General features: G+C 57.7%; 17 protein-coding genes. 8 read left to right on the forward strand and 9 right to left on the reverse strand.

Features of this window, described 5'->3' with window-relative positions:
* Positions 1 to 38: 38 nt before the first annotated feature.
* The 5 genes from ACR0D6_RS19800 to ACR0D6_RS19820 all read right to left on the reverse strand — a co-directional run bounded on the left by ACR0D6_RS19800 (position 39) and on the right by ACR0D6_RS19820 (position 7,414).
* Entirely contained in the window at positions 39 to 2,483 is a 2,445-nt protein-coding gene (locus ACR0D6_RS19800) for a GcvT family protein (protein WP_480766779.1), read from the reverse strand.
* Positions 2,484 to 2,491: 8 nt separating this feature from the next.
* Positions 2,492 to 3,373 carry a phosphotransferase gene (locus ACR0D6_RS19805; RefSeq protein ID WP_480766780.1) on the reverse strand — a complete coding sequence of 294 codons (882 nt, stop codon included), beginning with the start codon at positions 3,371 to 3,373 and terminating at the stop codon, positions 2,492 to 2,494.
* 1 nt (position 3,374) lies between these two features.
* Positions 3,375 to 5,366: an ABC transporter permease gene (locus tag ACR0D6_RS19810; protein WP_480766781.1), complete on the reverse strand. Its 1,992-nt coding sequence runs from the start codon at positions 5,364 to 5,366 to the stop codon at positions 3,375 to 3,377.
* Positions 5,363 to 6,385: a quaternary amine ABC transporter ATP-binding protein gene (locus ACR0D6_RS19815; RefSeq protein ID WP_480766782.1), complete on the reverse strand. Its 1,023-nt coding sequence runs from the start codon at positions 6,383 to 6,385 to the stop codon at positions 5,363 to 5,365. Before ACR0D6_RS19815 ends, ACR0D6_RS19810 begins: the two co-directional genes overlap by 4 nt.
* Positions 6,386 to 6,466: 81 nt before the next feature.
* Positions 6,467 to 7,414 carry an ABC transporter substrate-binding protein gene (locus tag ACR0D6_RS19820; RefSeq protein ID WP_480766783.1) on the reverse strand — a complete coding sequence of 316 codons (948 nt, stop codon included), beginning with the start codon at positions 7,412 to 7,414 and terminating at the stop codon, positions 6,467 to 6,469.
* A 208-nt stretch (positions 7,415 to 7,622) separates the two neighbouring features.
* On the opposite strand from ACR0D6_RS19820, the gene ACR0D6_RS19825 reads away from it, so the two are divergent.
* Entirely contained in the window at positions 7,623 to 8,402 is a 780-nt protein-coding gene (locus tag ACR0D6_RS19825) for a DeoR/GlpR family DNA-binding transcription regulator (protein ID WP_170652672.1), read from the forward strand.
* A gap of 293 nt (positions 8,403 to 8,695) precedes the next feature.
* Positions 8,696 to 9,817, forward strand: a complete 1,122-nt coding sequence (locus ACR0D6_RS19830) for an aminotransferase (RefSeq protein ID WP_480766784.1) — start codon at positions 8,696 to 8,698, stop codon at positions 9,815 to 9,817.
* A gap of 18 nt (positions 9,818 to 9,835) precedes the next feature.
* Here the strand turns inward: ACR0D6_RS19830 and ACR0D6_RS19835 are convergent, their stop codons facing one another.
* Positions 9,836 to 10,618 carry a FadR/GntR family transcriptional regulator gene (locus tag ACR0D6_RS19835; protein ID WP_170652676.1) on the reverse strand — a complete coding sequence of 261 codons (783 nt, stop codon included), beginning with the start codon at positions 10,616 to 10,618 and terminating at the stop codon, positions 9,836 to 9,838.
* A 319-nt stretch (positions 10,619 to 10,937) separates the two neighbouring features.
* On the opposite strand from ACR0D6_RS19835, the gene ACR0D6_RS19840 reads away from it, so the two are divergent.
* From ACR0D6_RS19840 to comE, 5 genes are all read left to right on the forward strand, one after another.
* Complete coding sequence (locus ACR0D6_RS19840) at positions 10,938 to 11,990, forward strand: TRAP transporter substrate-binding protein (protein ID WP_170652678.1); 1,053 nt, start codon at positions 10,938 to 10,940, stop codon at positions 11,988 to 11,990.
* A gap of 125 nt (positions 11,991 to 12,115) precedes the next feature.
* Entirely contained in the window at positions 12,116 to 14,182 is a 2,067-nt protein-coding gene (locus ACR0D6_RS19845) for a TRAP transporter large permease subunit (protein WP_480766785.1), read from the forward strand.
* Positions 14,183 to 14,195: 13 nt separating this feature from the next.
* The gene (dld, locus tag ACR0D6_RS19850; RefSeq protein ID WP_480766786.1) at positions 14,196 to 15,878 is read left to right on the forward strand and encodes a D-lactate dehydrogenase; all 1,683 of its coding nucleotides are present in this window, start codon (positions 14,196 to 14,198) and stop codon (positions 15,876 to 15,878) included.
* Between the two features lie 143 nt (positions 15,879 to 16,021).
* Complete coding sequence (comD, locus tag ACR0D6_RS19855) at positions 16,022 to 16,528, forward strand: sulfopyruvate decarboxylase subunit alpha (protein ID WP_480766787.1); 507 nt, start codon at positions 16,022 to 16,024, stop codon at positions 16,526 to 16,528.
* Positions 16,525 to 17,079: a sulfopyruvate decarboxylase subunit beta gene (comE, locus tag ACR0D6_RS19860; RefSeq protein ID WP_480766788.1), complete on the forward strand. Its 555-nt coding sequence runs from the start codon at positions 16,525 to 16,527 to the stop codon at positions 17,077 to 17,079. Before comD ends, comE begins: the two co-directional genes overlap by 4 nt.
* An 83-nt stretch (positions 17,080 to 17,162) precedes the next feature.
* Here the strand turns inward: comE and ACR0D6_RS19865 are convergent, their stop codons facing one another.
* Positions 17,163 to 19,217: an alkyl/aryl-sulfatase gene (locus ACR0D6_RS19865; protein WP_480766789.1), complete on the reverse strand. Its 2,055-nt coding sequence runs from the start codon at positions 19,215 to 19,217 to the stop codon at positions 17,163 to 17,165.
* 303 nt (positions 19,218 to 19,520) lie between these two features.
* Here ACR0D6_RS19865 and ACR0D6_RS19870 point away from each other — a divergent pair, with 303 nt between their 5' ends.
* The gene (locus ACR0D6_RS19870) at positions 19,521 to 21,227 is read left to right on the forward strand and encodes a hypothetical protein (protein ID WP_480766790.1); all 1,707 of its coding nucleotides are present in this window, start codon (positions 19,521 to 19,523) and stop codon (positions 21,225 to 21,227) included.
* Positions 21,228 to 21,250: 23 nt separating this feature from the next.
* Here the strand turns inward: ACR0D6_RS19870 and ACR0D6_RS19875 are convergent, their stop codons facing one another.
* A complete protein-coding gene (locus tag ACR0D6_RS19875) occupies positions 21,251 to 22,141 on the reverse strand; it encodes a DUF5666 domain-containing protein (RefSeq protein WP_480766791.1) in 891 nt (296 codons plus the stop codon).
* Positions 22,138 to 22,950, reverse strand: a complete 813-nt coding sequence (locus ACR0D6_RS19880; RefSeq protein WP_480766792.1) for a DUF6502 family protein — start codon at positions 22,948 to 22,950, stop codon at positions 22,138 to 22,140. The genes ACR0D6_RS19875 and ACR0D6_RS19880 overlap by 4 nt, the downstream gene beginning before the upstream one ends.
* Positions 22,951 to 22,977 lie beyond the last annotated feature (27 nt).

A 22,977-nucleotide genomic window follows, 5' to 3' on the forward strand; every position in this document is an offset into this window, starting at 1 on the left:
ACGGATCGTCGCGCCCGGTTGCCAACCGTTCAGGGATGTCAGGCTTTTACACGCTGCATTTTGGGGTCGTATAGCGGCTCCAGATGGACCTTTGCGGATACGCGTTCCGTTGCGACCTCAAGCTCATATTTGCCGGACAGAACGTAGTCTGCCGTCACGCAGTCCGGATTGCGAACATAGCCGTAGCCAATGGACTGACCAACGGTATAGCCATAACCACCCGAGGTCAGCCAACCAACGCGTTCACCGTTGCGATAGATGGTCTCGCGGCCCAGCAGAACCACATCAGGGTCGACCGTGAAACAGGCCAGCATCTTTTTGACGCCTTTGGCCTTTTGCCGTTCAGCAGCGGCCCGGCCTTTAAAGTCGATATCCTTGCGTAGTTTCACGGCCCAGCCCAGCCCGCTTTCGAACGGTGTGTGATCGGCACCGATATCCGACCCCCAAGCGCGATAGCCCTTTTCCAAGCGCAGGGATTCAATGGCACGGTATCCGGCATTGACCAACCCATGCGCCTTGCCAGCCTGCATCAAAGCGGCATAGACGGTCTGGGCGTATTCCACCGGCAGATGCAGTTCCCATCCCAACTCGCCCACATAGGTCACACGCAGCGCCTTGACCGGGCAACCGGCGATTCCGATGGTGCGGATAGTGCCGAATTTGAACCCTTCGTTCGAAACATCGTCGCGGGTGACTTCGGACAGGATATCGCGCGCTTTCGGCCCCATCAGCGACAGAACGGCATTGGAGGATGTGATATCAAATAGCTGGCAGTTCATGCCTTCGGGGATGTTGCGGCTGATCCAGTCGAAATCATGGGTGGCATAGCCGGTGCCGGTGACGATGTAGAACTCGTCATGCGCGACGCGGCCGACAGTGAGATCACCTTCGATGCCCCCTTTGTCGTTCAGCATCTGGGTATAGACCAGCGCCCCCACAGGTTTGTCCACGTCATTGGCGCAGATCCAGTTCATCGCGGCGAGTGCGTCCGGGCCTTTCAGGGCAAACTTGGCGAAAGATGTCTGGTCGAACAGCACCGCTGCCTCGCGCGCCGCTTTGTGTTCGCGCCCGACGGCTGCAAACCAGTTCTGGCGGCCAAAGCTGTATTCGTCCTTTGCGGTCTCGCCCAGCGATGCGTCCGCGTACCAGTTCGGGCGTTCCCAGCCCAGCTTTTCACCAAAGCATGCGCCCTGATCCTTGAGCGTGTCGTAGAGCGGCGATTTCCGGCAGGGACGGCCTGAGTCGTGTTCTTCATGCGGCCAGGCCATGGTGTAGTGTTTGCCATAGGCTTCGACCGTGCGGGTGCGCACCCAGTCGGTATCAAAATGCGGGCGGCCAAAGCGGCGGATGTCGGCAGACCAGAGGTCAAAGGGAGGCTCACCTTTGGCGGCCCATTCCGCCAGCACCATGCCTGCGCCGCCGCCCGACGCGATGCCGAATGCGTTGAAACCCGCGCCGACGAAAAAGTTCTTCAGCTCGGGCGCTTCGCCCATGATGAAATTGCCGTCAGGGGTAAAGCTCTCGGGGCCATTGGTAAGCGTTTTGATCCCGGCGGTTTCCAATGCGGGAACGCGACCTAGCGACAGTTCCATGATCTGCTCGAAGTGGTCGAAATTGCTGTCGAGCAGCGTGTAGTGGAAGCCTTTGGGTATGCCATTTACAGCCCAGGGGATCGGGTTGGGTTCGTACCCGCCCATGACCAGCCCGCCGACCTCTTCCTTGTAATAGGTCAGCCGGTCGGGGTCTCGCAGCGTCGGCAGGTCGCCCGGGACACCAAAGGGTTCGGTGACCATGTATTGATGCTCCATCGGCACCAGCGGAACGTTCACCCCGAATTTGGCGGCGAAATCGCGGGTCCATTGCCCGGCGCAGACAATCACCTTTTCACATTCGATACGGCCATGCTCGGTGATGACGGCGCGGATTTTGCCGTTTTCGATCTCAAGATCGGTGACCTTGGTATCTTCGAAAATCTTCGCACCCGCCATGCGCGCGCCCTTGGCCAGTGCCTGTGTGATGTCGGAAGGGTTTGCCTGACCGTCTGTCGGCAGGAAGGCTGCGCCAATCACATCACCGATATCCATCAGAGGCCACAGATCCTGCGCCTCTTTCGGTGTCAGAAGTTGCATGTCCAGGCCAAAGGAATGCGCCGTTGTGGCCTGTCGTTTGACTTCGGTCCAGCGTTCCTCGTTACAGGCCAGCCGCAACCCGCCATTCATCTTCCAGCCTGTGCCAAGGCCGGTTTCCTCTTCCAGCTTCTTGTACAGGTCTACCGAGTAGCCCAACAACTGGGTGATGTTGGCGTTCGACCGCAATTGCCCGACCAGCCCCGCCGCGTGAAACGTGGTGCCCGAGGTCAGTTTTTTGCGTTCCAGCAGAACCGTGTCGGTCCAGCCCATTTTGGCCAGATGATAGGCCGTCGAACAGCCGATGATGCCGCCACCGATGATGACCGCCTTTGCAGAGGAGGGAAGTTCCGTCATGTCTGTCCTCAGGTGTTTTTGAATTCAGTCAGGGCCGCGCGGAACCGCGCGAGGTTCTCGGCCGTGTAGGCCGCGTAGTCGAAATCGATGTCCGAAGTGAGCTCGGAAACCATACTCCACATGGTTTCGCGCAGCAGTGACGCGCATTTCATTGCGCCATAGCGATGGTGTAGATCATCCGTGACTGGCGCCCCGAAATAGGTTTCCAGCATCCAGTTTTCCTGATCCGGCGACAGGCCATTGTTCGACGCCAGCCCGCCCAGATCGAACAGAGGCGAGTTGAACCCGGCATAGTCGAAATCGATCAGCCACAACCGGTCGCCGTCGTCCAGAAAGTTGCCACACAGCAGATCGTTATGGCCAAACACCATGTCATATGGTCCGGCCTCGGCTTCCAGCATGTTTCCTGTTTGCACCAGTTCCGGGATCAAGGCCGAGTGGGCGCTGCCACGTTCCGTGAGCGTGGCGGCATAGTCGCGAATGACGTGGAAGACCCAGAACACAAGCGACGGGCCGCGCAGATGGTTGGGCACCTCTTGGTGGCATCGTTTGACCAGATCCAACACACGCGGCAGCATTTGCGGGTCGCGTACGTCCTCTTCGCTCAGCGTGCGGCTGTCGATGAACTGCAGAACTGTCAGGTCGCCCGCGGCATGTACAACCGCGGGTGATAGTCCGGCGGCATGGGCGGCTTTATTGGCCGCCAACTCGTTGAAACGCATGACCTGATGCAGCGGGATGTCGTCGCCCACGCGCACCACATACGCGCCGTGTGCATCGGTCACCTTGTAGTTCACGTTGGTGATGCCGCCGGTCAGAGGCTGGGCCTCGATCTCGCCCTGCCAGATCGGCAAGGCACGGATGCGGGTCATCAGATCGGATTGGCTCATCTCAACTCTCCAGTCCAAAACGGATGCGGGCCTGACGCGCGCCGGCATTGACCAGCCGGTCGGCGATGATGGCAATAAAGGCAATCGCAAGACCGGCGACTAGACCACGGCCCGTGTCGGCCTTGGTCAGGGCGATATAGACCTCCTGACCCAGATCGCGGGTGCCGACGAGGGCGGTGATGACCAGCATCGACAGCGCCAGCATGATGGTCTGATTGATGCCCAGCAGAATTTCGGGCAAGGCCATCGGCAGCCGGATATGACGCAGCAGTTGCGTACGGGTACAGCCCGAGACCAGCCCTGCCTCAATCAGCTCCTCGCTGACCGAACGCACGCCGTGGGCGGCATAACGTACTGCCGGTGCCAGCGCATAAAGCACGATGGCAATCAGCGCGGTGAAATCGCCGACCCGGAACAGCATCACCACAGGGATCAGGTAAACAAAGCTGGGTAGGGTCTGCAGGGTATCGATCAGCAGATTGATGATGGTCCCGGCGCGTTTGTTCAGCGCCGCCAGCACGCCCAGAGGTACCCCGATCAGCGTCGCGAGGATCACCGATGCGCCGCACAGATAGACCGTGACCATCGCCTTGGACCACAGACCCGATACAAGGATCAGCGAGGCCATGCCGCCGCACAGCAGCGCCAGCCGCCACCCGCCCGCGTACCAGCCCAGCAGGGTCAGCATGGCGATCGCCCATGGCCATGGGATACCAAGCAGCACCTTTTTGATTGGCACCATGAACCAGTTGAGGAAGAAGACCTTGATCGCCTCGAACACGTCGAAGTAATTGACGTTCAAGTACTCGACCGTGTTGTCCCAGAAGGCGCCGGTGGTGATGGTCTGGCTTTCGGGGTATTCCAGCAGCAGGGGTGAAAACTGTCCCAGCACCCATGTAAGCACTAGCAGGATCAACACCAAAACTGTGCGTCGATGCCGGGCGACCCACGAGCCGGGAACCTCGTGATGGACCTGCCCCATACGCTCGGCAAAGGCCTGACTTAGCCGGTCCACGGCGATGGCAAGAACCACAATGGCGATGCCGGCCTCGAAACCCGCGCCGATATCCAGACGGCGCAGGGCGGCCAGCACGTCGAAACCCAACCCTCCGGCGCCGATCATCGAAGCGATGATAACCATGTTCAGCGTCAGCATGATCACCTGATTGACGCCAACCATCAGGCTGTGGCTGGCTGACGGCACTAGAACCCGCCACATCAGCTGTCTGGGCGTTGTTCCCGCCATACGCCCGAAATCCAGAATTTCGGGATCGACGGCTTTCAGCGCCAGTGTCGTGATGCGTACCATTGGCGGTGTGGCATAGATGATCGTGGCAACCAGCGCCGAGATCGGGCCGAAACCGAACATGAAAAGGATCGGCACCAGATAGGCAAAGATCGGGATCGTTTGCATCAGGTCCAGAATGGGTGAGATCACTCTTTCGAAAACCGGATGCCGGTAGGCTAGAATACCCAACAGCAGTCCACCACCTGCGCCAATCGGTACTGCGATCAGGACCGAGGCCAGCGTGACCATGGCGCTGTCCCATTGGCCAAATATGGCCAGATACAGGAAACACGCCCCGACAAGCGCGGCCAGACCCCAGTCACGGCAATACTGACCCAGAGCGATCACGGCGGTTGTCACCACGATCCAGCTGATTGCCGGCAGGATGACCTGCGCATCGTTGCCCTGACCCCTGACAAACCCGTCGGCAAGAAGGGCAAGCATCAGATTGTAGGGCTGTTCGATCAGCCATGCGATAGAGCGGGTGATGTCGGTAAAGGACACCGGCCCGATAGCGGCATCCTCGATCAGCCATGTCATGGCGGACGAGATGTAGCTTTTGAAAGGAATGACCCAAGCCGATGGGAATTTGGTCAGCCACCGCGCGTCCAGCGCTTTGGCCAGATCGCGCCCGAAATAGCCTAGCACGATGGTAAAGACCACCAAGGCCAGAATGACCGCCTGATTTCGGGTCAGGCGGATCATGCGGGATCCCCGCTGCCGAACAGCACATGCGCGACGGCCTTGCGGTCGATAGAGCCGATGATCTGTCCGGCCTCATCCGAAACCGGCAGGGGCGCGTCCGCCGCGATGATACGCTCGGCCACGTCGGACACGCGCGTGTTTTGCGGAATGGGGTCGCCTTCACCTGCTGCACCTGCGGTCATCATGCCGCCGACGGTCAGTACCTTTGAGCGCGGGATGTGGCGCGTGAATTCGGCCACGTAATCCGTGGCGGGTTTCATCACCAATTCCTCGGGCGTTGCGATCTGGATCACTTCGCCGTCCTTCATGATGGCGATCCGGTCCGCCAGTCGCACGGCTTCGTCAAAATCGTGCGTGATGAAAACGATTGTTTTGTGCAGCCGTTCCTGCAGGCGCAGGAATTCATCCTGCATCTCGCGCCGGATCAGAGGATCAAGCGCCGAAAACGGTTCATCCAGAAACCACAGATCCGGTTCGGTCACCAGCGACCGGGCAATACCCACGCGCTGTTGCTGCCCGCCGGACAGCTCGCGGGGGTAATAGTCTTCGCGACCCTTGAGGCCCACCAACTCGACAACCTCACGGGCCTTGGCATCAGCTTCGGCCTTGGGGATCGCCTGAATGGTCAGGGGAAACATGACATTTTGCAGGACGGTCAGGTGTGGCAGCAGGGCAAAGTGCTGGAAAACCATTCCCATCTTGTGTCGACGGATTTCGATAAGCTCGGCGTCGCTAGCGCGCAGCAGGTCAACGCCATCAAACAGCACCTCGCCGCCCGTAGGTTCGATCAGTCGCGACAAGCATCGCACCAGGGTGGATTTGCCTGAACCCGACAATCCCATGATGACAAATATCTCACCTTCGGCAATGTCGATATTGGCATTGCGCACCGCGCCGATGACACCGGCATCGCGAATGTCCTGACCCGAAGGGTTCGGTGTCTGTTTCAGCAGGGACTCGGCGTTCGGGCCGTAGAGTTTCCACACATTACGGCAGGACAGTTTTGTCTTGGCAGTCATCTTCGCATCCGGTCAGGAGGAAAGAAAAAATGGCCGGGACGAGAGAGGGGAGAGAGGAAGCCCGCCCCGGCCTATTGCGGATTACTTGGAGATCCAGCCGGACCAGCGGTCCTTGTTGGTTTCCATCCAATCCGCGACAACGGTGTCGATTTCGACGCCCTCCAGATCGGCCTTGCCGACCATCGCGCTCATTTCATCGTTGTTGATGTTATAGGCCTCGATGATGTCATAAGCGCCGGGCCATTTTTCCTGCAGCCCGGACCAGGCCGCTTTCCAGATCGGGCCGCGCGGCTTGCCGCAGTCATAAGCCAGATCCGGGTTCACACCGACCGACGGGTCGGCATAGCATTCGGCGGAATAGGGCGGAAACTCCACGAATTCACCGTCGTATTTCGCAGGTGCCCAGTGCGGGACATAGACCCACAGCATGATCGGGTCCTGCCGCTGATAGGCGGATTCCAGTTCTGCAAAAAGCGCCGCATCGGTGCCCGCGTGGACAACCTCGAATTCCAGTTCCAGCGCCTCGACGCGCTCCTCGTCAAAGCCACCCCAGGTCACCGGCCCGCCGACATACCGGCCCAGAGGGTCGGTTTCGGCTGTGGCAAATTCCTCGGCGCAGTCTTTCAGGGCTTCCCAGTTCGGCAGGCCGGGGCAGCGCTCTTTCATATAGGACGGGTACCACCATTCCTCGATCGCCATCAGGCCGGTTTCGCCAACATTAACCACGTTGCCTGAGGCGGTCGCTTCATCCAGCGCCTCGCGCCCGGTGGTTTCCCAGATTTCCATCGCCAGATGCAGGTCGCCGGTTTTCAGGCCAGCGAACTGCGCGATGTAGTCTGCCTGCACGTATTCGACGTTATAGCCAGCCTCGTGCAGGATGCTGCCCATGATCTTGGTATTGATCAGCTGACCGGACCAGTCATGCAATGTCAGTTTGATGGGGTCAGAGGATTCGGCCGCCCACGAAGCCGAGGCCGTCACCGCCGCGGCCAAGGCGAATGCGCCTAAGGTCTTGATATTCCGGGTCATGTTTAGCTCCCTGTTATGTGGTATTTTGTGCGAGTTCTCTCGTCATTTTGAGGTATGTTGTACTAAACAAACAGTTTCGTCAATTAAAACCACATAAAGCCACATTAAATTGCGATACTGCCAACACAAAGCAGCAGAAAATAACATATTTTCGGCCTTTATGTTGCTTTTTGTGGCTTATTGAGCTACCCCGATTGTAGGAGGCCTCATGGCAAAAGCAAGAAAAACCACGAACCAACGCGAAGAGGAAATCCTGCGCGAACTGCAAAGAGCAGGGGGATCGTGCCGGGTAAGTTTTCTGGCCCAAAGGCTGGACGTTTCCAACGAAACCATACGACGCAACATTCGCACGCTTGAGGATGCCAATGTAGTGCGCAAGGTTCACGGCGGTGTGCACCTGATCGAAAGTGCCATTGAGCCAACCTTTCAAAGCCGCATGGGAACCCATGCTGAAGAAAAGGCAAATATCGCCGCCGCTGTCGTGGAGATGATCAGCGATGGCGATTCAGTCTTTCTGGATATCGGGTCGACAACGGCCTTTGTGGCTATGGAGCTGAAAAAGCGCAGTAATCTGTTTGTCGTCACCAATTCGGCGTTTGTGGCCAACACGCTGGCGACGCGCAACGGCAACCGGGTGTTTCTAGCAGGTGGTGAGCTGCGCGCACATGACGGCGGCGCCTTCGGTGCCGAGGCTCTGGATCTGGTGAGCCGGTTGAACGTGCAGTTTGCTGTCTTTTCGGTCGGTGCGGTAAATGCAGAACTGGGGTTCATGTTGCATGACCTTGAAGAGGCAAATTTGGCGCGCATAGCGGCCGCCAACGCGCAGGTTCGGATCGTGGTCGCGGACCGTGACAAGTTCAACAAACGCGCGCCGGTGTCGATCGGTCGGGATGTGCAGTTCGATGTTTTTTGTACAGACGAGAAACCTCCGCAGGCGATCACTGACATGCTGAAGGCGATGGATATAGATCTGATTGTCGTGGACTAGTTGCAGCCAAATGGCGGTCTTTTACCTTCTTCCGCGCCAGATTGGATTTGCGAATTACAATTGGCCGGGATATTTCGGCTCGCATAAAGGCGATATCCACCGAGTTCACAAGGCAAGCTCTGTTGAAAAATAGCTGAACGGCATCTGTCGAGGGTCTTTGAGTTACGAGCCAGCAGGGAATAAGGGCCTTTCCCCTTTGTCTCGCAAAGCAGAAGGGTGTTGGTGCTTGACGATATCGCTGTCGAAAAAGCCATCTATCGCGCAGCAGGCGCCTGACGAAAGGACCCGGACCCGTGCATATCGAACCCTTTGGCGTCGAAATCTGGATGAACGAATGGGAAACCCGCTGCGATTGGAATCTGGCAGAGACATGTGTTGAAAGTCTGACCATTGAAGAATTGCTGAAGCTGACGGGCAAGAACGAAACCGACCTGTCCGAGCTGCTAACGATGAAAATGACCTATGGTGCCATCGAAGGTTCTGACCGTTTGCGCCGCGCGATTGCCGCACTTTATGAGCGGCAGGAGGTCGAAAATACCATCGTCACCCATGGCACCATTGGCGCCAATATGCTGATCCACAAAACATTGGTCAGTGCCGGGGATCGTGTGGTGGCGGTAGTGCCTACCTATCAGCAGCACTATTCGATCCCGACCAGTATTGGCGCTGATGTTCACCAGTTGAAGTTGCGGGAGGAAAACGGATTTCTGCCCGATCTGGATGAATTGCGCGAAATGGTCACGCCGGAAACCCGTTTGATTGCAATCAACAACCCAAACAATCCAACCGGTGCCCTGATGGATCGCGGCATGCTGGAGGAGATCGCCGCCATTGCCCGTCAGGCCGATGCATGGATTCTGTGTGACGAAGTATATCGTGGCACAGATCAAGAGGGGGCGGGCATGACCGCCTCGATCGCCGATATCTATGAAAAGGGGATCAGTACGGCGGGGATGTCAAAGGCCTATTCTCTGGCAGGTTTGCGGCTTGGCTGGATCGCTGCGCCGACAGAGGTGATCGAAGCGGTCACGATTCACCGCGATTATGACACGATCTCGGTCGGGATGATCGACGACCATTTCGCAGCGCTGGCCCTTGAAAACCGGGACCGTGTGCTTGCCCGTAGTCAGTCAATCACGCGGGGCAATCTGTCGATCCTGCAGGACTGGGTGCAGCAGCAGCCGCGTATGTCCTGGGTTAAGCCCCGCTCGGGTACGACGGCCTTACTGAAATTCGATCTTCCGATGACCTCGCGCGAGTTTTGCGTGTCTTTGCTGAAAGAAACCGGTGTGATGTTCACGCCCGGCTCGGTCCTGTGCATGGAGGGCTATGTCCGCATCGGCTATGCCAACAATCCGGAGATATTGAGGCAAGGGCTTGCCCGCGTGTCGAACTATCTGGCGGACCGGAAGTGACCAGTTGACTGGGTGCGCCTACCGTGAAAGCTGACGCCGTTTGGCGGCCCTGACTTCGCGCGCCTGTTGCTCTTGCCCAACGCGAAACGAGGATTCGACAAAATCCATGTGGCTGCGTGCGGCGGCCTCGGCGCGTTCGGGGTGGCCATCCAGAATGGCTTGCGCGATGTCCTTGTGCTGCTGCAAAAGCGTTTCGCCGGACCCGTCCATCGTGCGCAGGAACCTTCGATTGTAAAAGACGCCCTGCCGGGTCAGGTCATAGATTGAGGCCATCATGTGGATGAGGGTTGTGTTCTGGCTTGCGTCGACCACAGCGGCGTGAAGGCGAAAATCGGCCTCCTGACTGGCGTCGATGTCGTCTTCTTCCCATGCCTTTTGCATATCTTCGACAATTTCAGCAATGCGTTCCTTATCGGACTGCGTAGCCCGTTCAGCCGCAAGACGGCAGGCAAAGGCCTCCTGCTCGCGACGGTATTCCAGATAGTCATAAAATGCGCCGCCATGGCGGGCGTATAGTGATAACAGGGCAGGGGACATCGCCCGCCCGGTCAGTGGTGCAATAAAGGTCCCTTCGCCGTGGCGCACGTTGACCAGCCCGCGCTGTTCCAGCACTTGCAGCGCTTCACGTAGCTTGGGACGGGATACGCCCATCGCTTCGGCGAGTTCCCGTTCGGACGGTAATTTGCGTCCTTCTTTCAGGATTCCATCGACGATCATTGTCTCGATCTGATCCACCACGGCATCGGCAACCGATTCGTGGCCGACCCTCTCAAACGGGCTGTTTTCGCTCATTTCGTCCATGTCGCGCCAAATTCGCAAAATTGATGGTTGTTTAAAAAATTTACCACTGCTGAGTTCTAATGCAAGAAAAATTACCCAGAAATACGGATTGCTGCGCCTCAAATAAAATAAGGGAAATAAACGAAAAACAACCTTGAATTGTTTTTATTGTGTGATTTTTTCGGCTTCCAGAAGAGAGTTGATATTTTCAGCTTTTCTAAAAGAGGTAAACAAAATTATTGACTGAATATAGTGGTCAATAATATTTACCACACATGCCGCCAATGCGGTGTGACCAGCGGCTGCGCACGCGGCTGACCTGCAATCTGGAGGAGATACCATGAAGAACACCCTGACCTCGCTTGCTGTCGCAGCCTCGCTGCTGACTGCACCCGCCGCGTATGCTGCCGACAAGATGCTGCTGAAAACGCCGATCGCGTTTTCGACCGCTCTGCCGGGTCTTGGAACGCCGATTCCGCGTGTGGCCGAGCAGCTGGACCTGATGTCCGGCGGCACTCTGAAGATGAAAGTTTATGAGCCGGGCAAGCTGGTTCCGCCGTTCGAAATTCTGGATGCCGTGTCCTCGGGCAAGATCAATTCGGGCTACACCACCGCTGGCTACTGGGCCGGTAAAATCCCTGCCGCACCGTTGTTTTCGGCAGTTCCCTTTGGTCCCGAAGCGGGCGAATACATGGCATGGCTCTACTACGGAAACGGTCTGAGCCTGTATCAGGAGATGTATGATCAGGCCGGTTTCAACGTGCACGTCATCCCCTGCGCCATCATTGCGCCTGAAACATCGGGCTGGTTCGCAAATGAAATCAACAGCCCCGAAGACCTGAACGGCCTGAAGATGCGTTTCTTCGGTCTGGGCGGTCAGGTCATGCAGAAACTGGGTGTTGCGACCTCGTTGCTGCCGGGTGGTGAGATTTTCCCGGCGCTGGAAAAGGGCGCGATTGACGCGACCGAATTCTCGATGCCTGCCATCGACGCGCGCCTGGGTTTTCACAAGCTGGTCAAGTACAACTACTTCCCCGGCTGGCACCAGCAGGCCACCGTGTTTGAGCTGATGATCAACAAGGATGTCTGGAATGACGCCAGCGATCAGCACAAGGCAATCATTGAAAACGCCTGTAAGGCGTCGATGGCTGACAGCTTTGCGGAAGGCGAGGCAATCCAGCACGCTGCCCTGATAGACAACGTTGAAAACAACGGTGTTCAGATCAAGCAGTGGAATGACGACATGCTGGCCACTTTCCGCACCACATGGGAAGAGGTTGCTGCCGAGCAGGCCGCCAACGACGAATTCTTCAACAAGGTTCTGACTGACATGAACGAATTCCGCGATGGCTATGCCGTGTGGAAAGAGAACGCGTTCCTCCCCCGCAAGTGATCTGATCACCTGCGCCTCCCCGGAGGCGGCCTGATCCGCCGCCTCCGACCTCTGATTTTCTTGATTTTCCAAACCGACCCCGGGCGCATTTCCGTCCCCGTTGCCTGCACCTTGAGGAGGAGACCATGGCCGAGATTAAGCGCACTCAGGATGACCCGATTGAAGTCTATGAAAGCATCCTTGAACACGGCGAACCCGACCGTCAGGGTCTGGCGGTGGCCATCGACAACGGGGTCAAGGCCATCGGGCATGTGGTCATGTGGGCCAACCTGCTGTTGGTCGGCGCCATCGTTTCACAGGTGGCGCTGCGCTATCTGCTGAACCAGAATTATCCCAAGCTGGACGAGATTCAGTGGCACTTCTACGGGCTGGTGACAATGATCGGCATTTCCTATGCGCTGGTCACCGACAGTCATGTGCGCGTGGATCTGCTGCACATGCAACTCAGCCAGCGGGCGCGCCGGATTATCGAGATTATCGGAATATTTGCCCTGCTGGTGCCTTTCATCTGGCTGATGATCGATCAGGGGTATGACTATTTCTACGAAAGTTGGCGGGTGAACGAGTCCTCTGACAGCCCCACCGGCCTGCCTGCCCGCTGGGCGCTCAAAGCGGTGATCCCGGTCAGTTTTGTCCTGCTGGCGCTGGCGGCGGCGGCGCGTCTGATCCACGACGTTCATGCCCTGCTGGTCAACCTCGAAGAAGAGAGGCAGGGCAAGGGACTGCGTCTTATCGTTTGGGCATTGCTGGGTTTTGCCGTTGTCGCGGTTGCGCTGACCTTCCTTGTGGAATCGACCGAGGAAAAACTGGTCATCGCCATGTTCCTGACCTTCATCGCGCTGCTTTTTACCGGCTTCCCGGTTGCGTGGACGCTGGCCGGTGTGGGGGTGGCCTACTGCGGTCTGGCCTACCTGTTCGACAACGGCATGATGAACTGGACCGGGCTTGAGGAAACGCTGACCGGTCTGGATTATCTTACGCTGGGTGCGGTGGTGAACCGTGTCTATGCCACAATGTCCAACGCGGTTCTGGTCGCCCTGCCGATGTTCATTTTCATGGGCCTGATGCTGGACGAGTCCGGCGTGGCCGAGCGGCTGATGTCCTCCATGCAGCGCCTGTTTGGTACGGTGCGCGGTGGGTTGGCGATTACAGTCACCATGATTGGCATCATTCTGGCTGCTTCGACCGGTATCATCGGCGCCTCGGTTGTTCTGCTGGGCGTGCTGTCGCTGCCGTCGATGATGGAACAGAAATACAACCCCTCTCTGGCCGCTGGTGTGGTGTCAGCCTCGGGCACGCTGGGCATTTTGATCCCGCCTTCGATCATGCTGGTGATCATGGCCGATCAGATGGCCCTGTCGGTGGGTGACCTGTTCATGGCGGCGGTCTTTCCCGGTGTCATCATCGGCATGCTGTACCTGACCTATATCTTCGTGATCGCCCTGATCAAACGCGACGTGGCCCCTGTGCCCGAGGGGGCAACGCGCCCTGATTGGTCTGCGGTCAAGGATGTGCTGATCGCCGTACTGCCGACCCTTGGTCTTATCCTTGCCGTGCTGGGGTCGATCTTTGCCGGTCTGACCACGCCGACCGAAGCCTCGGGCGTGGGTGCACTTGGGGCGACTCTGCTTGCGCTTGGGTATCGCAAGCTGACGCTGGCCAAGCTGGTGAATGTGTTGAAGGCAACGTTCAACACCACCGCATATATCTTTGCGATTTTCCTTGGCGCGACGGTGTTTTCGTATGTCCTGCGTGAGCTGGGTGGCGACGCGCTGATCGAGGATATGATTCAGGGTACTGGCCTTGGCCCCACCGGCACCATCTGCATGATCCTGTTCATCGTATTCCTTCTGGGCTTTGTGCTGGATTGGATCGAGATCACGCTGATCGTTCTGCCGCTGATGCGACCGATCGTTAACGGACTGGGATTGGACATCGAAGGTTTCGGCGTCATCGATGAACCGGCGCTGGTGTGGTTCGTGATCCTAGTGGCTGTGACATTGCAGACATCGTTCCTGACGCCGCCGGTTGGGTTTGCGCTGTTCTATCTGAAAGGCGTCTGCCCGCCCGAAATCAAGCTTGCCGACATCTACAAAGGCATCATTCCTTTTGTTATCCTGCAGTTGATCGGCCTGTTCTTTGTCTTCCTCTGGCCTCAACTGGCAATATGGCTGCCTTCGGTAGCGTATTGAGGAGGGTCGGCGGATGACCGATGCCGAACTGATCAAACGGTTTCAGGCCATCTGCGGGCGGCGGCATGTGATGACCGGCGCCCGGCGTACCCGGCGGTTTCGCAAGGGCTTCCGCTCGGGCGAGGGTGAGGCGCTGGCGGTGGTGCAGCCCGGCACGCTGTTGGAGCAATGGCAGGTGTTGGAGGCCTGTGTTGAGGCCGACAAGATCGTCATCATGCAGGCGGCCAATACTGGCCTGACCGAAGGCTCGACGCCAAAGGGCAGTTATGACCGCGATGTGGTGCTGATCAACACCCGGCGCATGGACCAGTTGCAGCTGATCAGTGATGGCACGCAGGTCATCAGCTTTCCGGGATCGACGCTGTTCGCGCTGGAAAAGCAATTGGACCCCATTGGGCGTCAGCCGCATTCGGTAATCGGATCGTCCTGCATCGGCGCGTCTGTCGTGGGTGGTGTATGCAACAACTCGGGCGGGTCGCTGGTTGAACGCGGGCCGTCCTATACTGAATTGTCCCTTTATGCCCAAATTACACAAGACGGCCGGTTGGAGCTGGTCAATCATCTTGGCATCCAACTGGGTGACACGCCCGAAGACATCCTGACCCGTTTGGAAAAGGGCGACTTCACCGCCGATGATATCGAAGCCGGCAATCGTAAGGCGTCTGATACGGATTACGCCCGAAGGGTGCGAAATGTGGATGCGGATACTCCGGCAAGGTTCAACGCCGACAAGTCGCGACTGTACGAGGCGTCGGGCTGCGCCGGAAAGCTGGCCGTCTTTGCGGTGCGGTTGGACACCTATCCCAAGAATAACAGGGAACGCACATTCTATGTCGGCGCACAGGACACCGCCACCCTGACCGAGTTGCGCCGCCGCATCCTGTCGGATTTTCAGACGCTGCCCGTCAGTGCCGAATACATGCATGAAGAGGTGTTCGATATCTCGGACCGCTACGGCAAGGATACGATGGTGATGATCGACAAGCTGGGCACCGACCGGCTGCCGACTTTCTTTGCGATCAAGGGCGCGGTTGATGCGCGGCTTGAGGGCGTGCCGGGTCTGTCCAACTTTACCGATCGTTTCATGCAGTTCGCCATGCGGTTCTGGCCTGACATCCTGCCGCGCCGGATGCGCGAGTTCCGCACCCGGTTTCCGCACCACCTGATTCTCAAAATGCGAGACGAAGGGATTGAAGAGGCACACGCGCTGCTGAAGGACATGACCGGCCAAACCCGGCTGGATTTCTTCGAGTGCGATCCGCGCGAGGCCAAGATGGCCGGTCTGCACAGATTTGCCGCCGCCGGGGCGGCGATACGCTATATGAAAGTACGTGCAAGCGAAGTCGAAGACATCATCGCGCTGGATATCGCATTGCGGCGCAACGACGTGGACTGGTTCGAGGAACTGCCTGCGGAGATCACGGACCAACTGGTGAGTAAGCTCTACTATGGCCATTTCATGTGCCACGTGCTGCATCAGGACTACGTCGTCAAAAAGGGTGTAGATCCTGCAACATTGAAGGCGGCGATGCTTGAGATTCTGGACCGACGCGGTGCGGAATACCCGGCCGAGCATAATGTGGGTCATCTGTACCCGGCCAAGCAGGACCTTGCCGCGTTTTACAAGTCGATTGATCCGACCAACAGCATGAACCCCGGCATCGGCAAGATGTCCCGAGCCAAACATTACGATTGACCGGCCAACCCTTCGTTGTCGTGGGTAATTGGGTTTCGGAGCAGCGGCGAACTGACATTGGCGGCTGATCCGGATCAAATGCGTTGATTTCGCAGGTCTCATGCGGGAAAAGATGGAGACGCCATGAGAATGTGGAACTGAACATGTCCATTGATGCCAGGATCGCGGATGATCTGATTGCCAATCAGATAGAGTTCGTAACCACCGTTCCGTGTAAGCAACTGGCCGGTGTCATCAATGAAGTCGACAGGCGGCCCGAAATTCTCCATGTCCCTTCCAACAAGGAAGACGAGGGCATGGGGCTGTGCGCCGGGGCATGGATGGGTGGCAAACGCCCGGCGATCATCATGCAGAACACAGCCATCGGAGTGACGATCAATACGCTGGCGACGCTGATACAGTTCTACAGGATGCCGCTGCCCATGCTGATCTCGTATCGTGGTGAATTGCGCGAACCGGTGGCATGCCAGGTCGAGATGGCCGTTCACACCAAAGCATTGCTGGCGCAGCTCAACATCCCGACCTACCACTTTCACCATCAGGCGGATGTCGAAGAGCTGGATGCGATCCTGAAATACACCTTCATGTGCAACAAGCCGGTCGCCATCCTGACCGACGCCAGTTTCTGGGGAGGTTATGGCGACCAATGATACGTTCGGAAGTGTTAGAAAACATCGCCCCTATCCTTCGCGACCAACTGGTTGTCTGCAACATCGGTATTCCCAGTCAGGAACTGCACGCGATCGACGATCAGCCCACCAATTTCTACATGCTGGGCACCATGGGGTTGGCTTCAAGCATTGGTCTGGGTCTGGCGCTGGCGCAACCGAAGCCGGTGATTGTGATCGACGGGGATGGTTCGGTTCTGACCAACCTTGGCACCCTTCCAACCATCGCCAACAATGTGGCCGACAACTACATCCTGCTGATCGTGGACAACGGCTCCTACGGTTCGACCGGTGATCAGCCGACCTACGCGGGTAAAAAGACATCGCTGGCGGCCGTGGCCAGCGCCTGCGGGTGCGAAAACGTAATCGAGTGTCGGGCAGAAGATACCAGTGCCGCGCTGCAAAAGGCGCTGGACAGTGGCAAGATGACGATCATCGTCAGCAAGTGCGAAAGCGGTAACGCCAAAATGCCGGTGATTACCATGGATCCAGTAGTGATCCGTGACCGGTTCATGAAGGCGGTCCAGGCCTGAACCCGGATAGCCGGGCAAGCACTGCCATAATTTGCAACCAGCCCCGGCAATCTGACCGGGGCTGATTTTTTGTCTGAAACTGCTCAACCGCCGTTGGAATTTGCCAGTGCGGGCTGGGCAAAATCATTGGCGGGTGGCGTCAGGTCCTGAGCGCCGGTGCCGGGCATCAGCTCAAAGCCCAGATCGAACTGATCCAGTGTTGAGGCCAGTTGGGCCACCACATCAGTATTGCCTTCGGACTGTGCGGTGCCGTCGGCCAGCAGGTCGGTCAGTTTGCTCTCACCGGTCATGACCTTCTCCAGATCGGCCCGGTTCAGGCTGATGGACAGATCGGCGTTTTCGGCCACCTGATCGACGATGTGGGTCAGGGTGGCGTTGCTCATTTCAACCACGATGTTCTCATCCCGATCGGGGATCTCAAGGTTGATGGTGAACTCCATCCCTGCCGCCTTGGCGCTGTTGACACGGATGCCGATGAAATCCAGCCACATGGTGGTCTGCATCGCCTTGATCGTGTCCGGGCCGGTGGTTTCGATGGTCGCCCCCTGCGGGATGCCGTTGCGCAGTTCATAGGCCGCACCCAGGAAAGAGTTGCGGACCGAGGGGCTTTCCTTTTGATAACCGATCTGTTCGAACGCATCAGCCAGCAGGTCTTTCGCCGTCTGGTTCTGCGGTTCGGCATAGACCAGCTTGTTCAAAATTTCGGTGGCCTCAAGGTATTTGCCGTTTTCGATAAGTTCCTGCCCCTTGTTCAGGATCGGCTCGGCACCGCCCATCATTTCGACAAACAGGGGTGCGCTGTCTTCGGGGGACAGAGGCGTCAGCGTGGTCGGGTTTGCATCCCAATAGCCCAGATAGCGGTTGATCACCGCGCGGCTGTTATGCTCGACCGAGCCGTGATAGCTGCGTGCTGCCCATTGCTGTTGCAGGCTTTCGGGCACCTCATAGACATTGTGCACCTGATTGATGGTCACGCCCTGGTTGGCCAGGTTCAGCACCCCATTGTTGAGGTTGGCATAGGTATCGCGCTGTGCCCGCATCACTTCCTGAATGCGATCATTGCCAAAGCGCGGCCACGAGTGTGAGGCGAACATCAGTTCCGCATCCTGTCCGAACTCATAAAGCGCGTCATTGATATGTTTCGACCAGCTCAGCGCATCACGCACCAGCGCGCCGCGCAGGGTATAAATGTTGTGAATGGTACCGGTGATGTTTTCCGCCGCCCAGAACGCCTTGAGGTCGGGGAAATAGGTGTTCATTTCTGCCGGTGCCTCGGTCCCCGGTGTGTTCTGGAAGATCATGCGCACACCGTCGACGGTGATCTCTTCGTAATCATCCGAGACATAACGCGTTGGCTCGATCAGGCCGGTGGTGCCAGCCGAGATGTTCTTGCCGATCGACTGGTCCACGTGCCCATAGGGGTTGCGCGGCAGCAGCACGCCATATTGGAAGAACAGGCGGCGGTTCATCACGTTGCCCGCATAGACGTTTTCGGAAACCGCATGTTCCATAAAGCCCGCAGGCGCAATAACCTCGACCCCGTTAGCAACATCTTCGTCAGTGATGACACCGCGAACACCGCCATAGTGATCCGCATGCGAGTGCGAATAGATCACCGCCTTGACGGGCAGTTCACCGACGGTATCGGTCAGCAGCTTTAGTGCTGCCGCGGCAGTTTCCTTGGAAGCCAGCGGGTCAAAAATGATCCAGCCGGTATCGCCGCGGATGAATGAAATGTTGGACAGATCAAAACCGCGGACCTGATAGATTTTACCCTCGAGAATTTCGTACAGGCCATAGTTCATGTTCAGGATCGCCTGACGCTGCAGCGAAGGGTGGATCGAGTCGAAGGTCTGACCCTCCTGCAGCAGGAACTCATAGCTGCCGATATCCCAAGCGACAGTCCCGTCCTCGGTCTTGATCTGCGTGTAGTCGGGAACGGCGATCAGCCCTTTGCGGCTTTCTTCGAAATCGCGCTGATCCTCGAACGGCAGTACATCGCGCATCTGCTGCTGGAATTCAGCGGTAAAGCTGGATGGTGGTTTGCCTTTCGGATCAAAATGTTCTTGTGCGGTCACGAGGCCCGCGCTCAGCGTCAGCAACGCGGTGGTCAGAACCAGTGTATATCGGCGTGCCATTTTCAAACGGCTCCTGTTGATGGTGAATTCAATTGGGCTAACGCGGTAAAGAATGCCAAATGTACCGGACCACGAGGCCAGATCCGGTTGATTGACAGTATTGGCTTTGGTTTGAAAAACCGGGCTTTCTCCTTGTCGCGTTGTCGCCCGCCGACATGACGGGCAGTTCGCCCGTCCTAGCCATACAAACGCAGGGGTGAAGTTCGAACATGTTGCTACCTGCACCCCAACCAATGTATGACCGTGAAAACACTGATGTTTTTGGCCATTTTCACAGATCTGTTCAGATCGGAGATCATTAGGTTGACCATTTCGGAACGCGACATCCGGGAGCAGTTGCAACGTCTTCTGGACCATCCCGATTTTGCCGCCACCCCACAGCGGCGGGCGTTTCTGACCTATGTGGTCGAAGAACATCTGGCCGGCCGCGCCGAACAGATCAAAGGCGTGTCAATCGCCATGTCAGTATTTGGCAGGGATGCCAGTTTCGATCAGCAGATCGACCCCATTGTTCGGCTTGAAGCGCGGCGGTTGCGGCAGGACATCGACAGTTACTATGCCGGTCCCGGACGGGACGATCCGATACGCTTGTCTATCCCCAAAGGTGGATATGCGCCCCGTTTCGATGCGGTGATCGCGCGCCCACCGACCACTGACGTAGCAGACGTCAAACGCGCACCAAATGCTCCGATACAGCGCCTGGTGCTTGCGGTCATGGCGATCTGTATCGTGTTGGCCGGTGGCATCGTCTGGGCCCGGATTGCAGGGTTTGGCCAAACTGATCCCGCGTCTGCGCACGACTTAGACCTGCCCAGCGGGCCGGTTGTTGCGGTGCTGCCGTTTGAGTCCCTTGGAGCCGCGCCCGAGGTTTTTGCCAATGGGGTCACGCAGCAACTGACCACGGAACTGGTGCGTTTTCGCGATTTGTGGGTTCTGCCACTTGGCAGCGTCGAGCGGTTTCGCAACGGTCAGACCGATCCTCAGGAATTGAGAGCCGAGTTCAACGCAGATTTTGCACTGGAAGGCAGCGTTCTGGAAGCGGGCGATGCGCTGCATCTGTCGGCCCGCCTGATAGATATGAAGGCCGGGCGGTACATCTGGGTCCGCAGTTACGTCACTGGCCGGTCACCGGGCGAAATTTATGACGTGCAGGACAGGGTAGTCCGTGATGTGACGGGCCAGCTTGCCGGGAAATACGGTCTGTTGACCCAAGGCGCGATGCAGACGGCCACCCGAACGCCGCCCCATGACCGGGATGCCTATGACTGCGTTCTCGATTACTACAGCTATCAGATCACCATCGATCTGGATCGCCACGATGACGTCAAGGCCTGTATTCTGAAAGCGGTCGAACAAAACCCGGATTATGCCGAGGCCTGGGCGGTTTTGTCGAACCTCTATCTTCAACAGATCCGGTTCAATCTCGCCGGTGATCCTGCCCGGATTCTGGATGCCGCCAAAGCAGCGGCACAGCGTGCGGTTCAGGCCGATCCCAATCTGGCCACAGCCCATCTTATGCTGGCGAACATGCGTTTCGTTCTTGGTGAGATCGACGGCTTTCGTCAGGCCGGACAACGGGCCATGGAATTGAACCCCAATGATGCAACCATACTTGCACATTACGGTATGCGGCTTGCCTTTAGCGGAAACTGGGACGAAGGCCTTGCCATCGTGGATCGCGCCATCGCCCTGAATCCGGTGCATCCGCACTGGTATCACTTTCCACGCGTCTTCTATTTGTTTGATAAGTCCGAATATATGCAGGCTCTGGCCGTGCTGGACCGGATACAAATGCCGAATTTCTTTTGGACACACCTGTGGCGTGCAGCATTGCACGCCGAGCTTGGGAACCGGGAACAGGCGCGGGATGCACTACAGAATCTGTTGGACCTGCAACCGGATTTTGCAGCCAAAGCCCCTGAAACTCTGTCGATCTGGCGGTTGGACGACACGTTCCGGGAAAAGCTGATGCGCAGCTTGCAAAAGGCCGGGCTGGAACATCAGTTCTGACAGCCGGGCAGGTTGGGTCGGGATCAGCACCCCAGTTCCTGCAAAACTCGGTTGTCTGGCTCGGATCCGGAGGGATCGGCCATTACATTGCCCAAGCGACCGTTTTCCCCGCATTCGATGATCTTGGTACCCCTGTCAATCATCTCGGGCTGATCGGTATATGCCACAAGGCCACTGCCCAGAACTGTATAAAGGCCATCTGGCTTCGGGGTGGAGTAGTATCCCTGAACCTGAACCACTCCGACCCTTTCGCCGAATAAATGGGTTTCCAGACGTGTTGCATCGATCCCGTTCGGTGTCGGCCGTCCAAAGACGCGCACCAGATCACCCGGTTTCAGATGGCTGGGCCTGATCCCGGTGATTACGGTATCTCCAACCACGTCATTGCCGTTGCGATCCGGGCCCAGATAGGTTCCGCTCAGCCGCGCCTCGGACTGTGCGCCGGGCAACCGCTCGATCATTGATGCGTTTACCTTTTGCCCTTGCCACAATCCGCTGATTGCGACCCAATCCCCGACCTTAATATCCGGCAAAAGATCGATTAACTCGACCTCGGTGCCCATCACGGTTATCCCGGCTTCGGACGCGGCGCTTATCTCCCCGACAAGGGGATATACCTGCCGAATGTTCCGCGCATACCAATTGTCACCCTGCCGCTCGGCCACAATCGCGACGGTGTGGCCGGGGCGCAGTTCGCTTGCGTTCATTGCCGGAATGGCCCCGTCGACGGGCATGTCGTCTGTGATCTCTAGATGCAGCCCATTCACGACGATACTGCCCAGATCGGTGATTGTGCCGACAATACCGGTTCCGATGATCCCGCCTTCGCGGTCTTCGTTGTCCCGAGCTGTGACCGGTGCGATCCATGCAGTCATAGCCAGGATTGCAGCCAAAATGCGCAGAAACACGATCATGTCTCCTTACCTTTGTCCGGTGAGGGCAGAACATAGGCGCCCATTGCAAAGCGGCCCCTGTGATCGCCGTCCTGATCGCGGTCCTGCAATTTGCGTGCCAATGCGTTGATGTCCTGAAGCAACGCCTGCGCCCGCTGGCTTGAAGTTTCGCGCAATTCCTCGATCGAAGCGGGCGAAAGGTGCGAGTATCGAACGGCCCGGTCGAAGTTTCTGAGTGTGTCCTGATCCGCAAGAAGGTTTTGGGTGGCGGCTGTCAGGTGTGCCGACAAGGTGGCCTGATAGGCCGCCACCTGTTCGGCACTGCCGCCCGACGGCAGAAAGGCGTGGGTCAGCAACCGGAAAGCGCCGTCTGCCTGCAACTGCACAATATTTTGATCCACAAGGGTCTGCAAAACAGTTCCCGGGGCCATGTCGACACGTGCATGGCGTACAAGCTCGTCAAAACCCGGGCTGTCCTCGTCACCCTTGCGGTGCAAATCACGTGGTGAACCGGAATTATCCTGAAACTCCGGCGACGTTGCCCAATAGCTGATGACCAGTGCCGCTGCGTTGCAACTGCGCCTCTCGGCAACATCACTTTCCGGATCACGAAGCCTTTTGACATCCTTGCGGTGAATGCCGGTCAAAAGGCTGGCTTTGCTGTCACTGAGCGGTTCTGCCGAGGTTTCGAGCGCGGCTGTCAACAACGCCTTCTTCATTGCCTCGGTCGCCGTGCCAATGGTTACGCCATGCGCGACCATGGCCTGCGCCAGCGGGGCCAGCAGCGCGGCCAGGGCGGAATCGAATGGGTTATCAGGGCCGTTTGACATCGTGTTACTAGTTATGGGCTTTCAGGC

It is taken from the genome of Ruegeria sp. BJ6 (genome assembly GCF_056537885.1).